The organism is Actinoallomurus acaciae, from assembly GCF_042429965.1.
GTDB classification, from domain to species: Bacteria; Actinomycetota; Actinomycetes; order Streptosporangiales; family Streptosporangiaceae; genus Actinoallomurus; species Actinoallomurus acaciae.
In genome coordinates this window covers 1-1,833 of record NZ_JBHLZP010000930.1, presented here as the reverse complement: position 1 = coordinate 1,833, position 1,833 = coordinate 1, and the positions used below count along the sequence as shown (strand labels likewise).

The following is a 1,833-nucleotide window of genomic DNA, read 5'->3' as shown; positions in this document are numbered from 1 at the left end:
GTGTCCGTTTCTTGAGAACTCAACAGTGTGTTAAAAGCCAGTGCCTTTTGGTCCTCGGCTGGGCTGGTTGGTCTGCCTTTTGTGGTGGGTTGGCTGGTTTGGTCTTTGGATTTCTTTGGCAAGATTTTTCTTGCTGGGATTGTTTTCTTCTGGGTTTGGCAGCTGCCTTTTTTTGGGGGTGGTTGTCGTTTGGCCTTAACGGAGAGTTTGATCCTGGCTCAGGACGAACGCTGGCGGCGTGCTTAACACATGCAAGTCGAGCGGAAAGGCCCTTCGGGGTACTCGAGCGGCGAACGGGTGAGTAACACGTGAGTAACCTGCCCTTGGCTCTGGGATAAGCCCGGGAAACTGGGTCTAATACCGGATATGACCACTGGACGCATGTTCTTGGTGGTGGAAAGTTTTTCGGCTGGGGATGGACTCGCGGTCTATCAGCTTGTTGGTGGGGTGATGGCCTACCAAGGCGACGACGGATAGCCGGCCTGAGAGGGTGACCGGCCACACTGGGACTGAGACACGGCCCAGACTCCTACGGGAGGCAGCAGTGGGGAATATTGCGCAATGGGCGGAAGCCTGACGCAGCGACGCCGCGTGGGGGATGAAGGCCTTCGGGTTGTAAACCTCTTTCACCACCGACGAAGCTAACGTGACGGTAGGTGGGGAAGAAGCGCCGGCTAACTACGTGCCAGCAGCCGCGGTAATACGTAGGGCGCAAGCGTTGTCCGGAATTATTGGGCGTAAAGAGCTCGTAGGTGGTTTGTCGCGTCTGCCGTGAAAACCCGAGGCTTAACCTCGGGCTGGCGGTGGATACGGGCAGACTAGAGGTAGGTAGGGGAGAACGGAATTCCCGGTGTAGCGGTGAAATGCGCAGATATCGGGAGGAACACCGGTGGCGAAGGCGGTTCTCTGGGCCTTACCTGACGCTGAGGAGCGAAAGCGTGGGGAGCGAACAGGATTAGATACCCTGGTAGTCCACGCCGTAAACGTTGGGCGCTAGGTGTGGGGTCTTTCCACGGACTCCGTGCCGGAGCTAACGCATTAAGCGCCCCGCCTGGGGAGTACGGCCGCAAGGCTAAAACTCAAAGGAATTGACGGGGGCCCGCACAAGCGGCGGAGCATGTTGCTTAATTCGACGCAACGCGAAGAACCTTACCAAGGTTTGACATCACCGGAAAACTCGCAGAGATGCGGGGTCCTTTTGGGCCGGTGACAGGTGGTGCATGGCTGTCGTCAGCTCGTGTCGTGAGATGTTGGGTTAAGTCCCGCAACGAGCGCAACCCTCGTTCCATGTTGCCAGCACGTAGTGGTGGGGACTCATGGGAGACTGCCGGGGTCAACTCGGAGGAAGGTGGGGATGACGTCAAGTCATCATGCCCCTTATGTCTTGGGCTGCAAACATGCTACAATGGCCGGTACAAAGGGCTGCGAAACCGTGAGGTGGAGCGAATCCCGGAAAGCCGGTCTCAGTTCGGATTGGGGTCTGCAACTCGACCCCATGAAGTCGGAGTCGCTAGTAATCGCAGATCAGCAACGCTGCGGTGAATACGTTCCCGGGCCTTGTACACACCGCCCGTCACGTCACGAAAGTCGGCAACACCCGAAGCCGGTGGCCCAACCCTTGTGGGGGGAGCCGTCGAAGGTGGGGCCGGCGATTGGGACGAAGTCGTAACAAGGTAGCCGTACCGGAAGGTGCGGCTGGATCACCTCCTTTCTAAGGAGCATCTCTGGCCTGGGTGTCACCGGTTTTGGTGCCGGGACGCTGAGGTCCATGACTCATGCCGCGAGCGAGTGTCTTGTGGGTGGGTTTGCTCATAGGTGGAGCACTGGCTATTC

The 1,833-nt window shown here is 58.2% G+C and carries 1 rRNA gene; it reads left to right on the top strand.

Features of this window, described 5'->3' with window-relative positions:
* The first annotated feature begins 195 nt into the window (after positions 1 to 195).
* A 16S ribosomal RNA gene (locus ACFFNX_RS49040) occupies positions 196 to 1,711 on the top strand.
* Positions 1,712 to 1,833 lie beyond the last annotated feature (122 nt).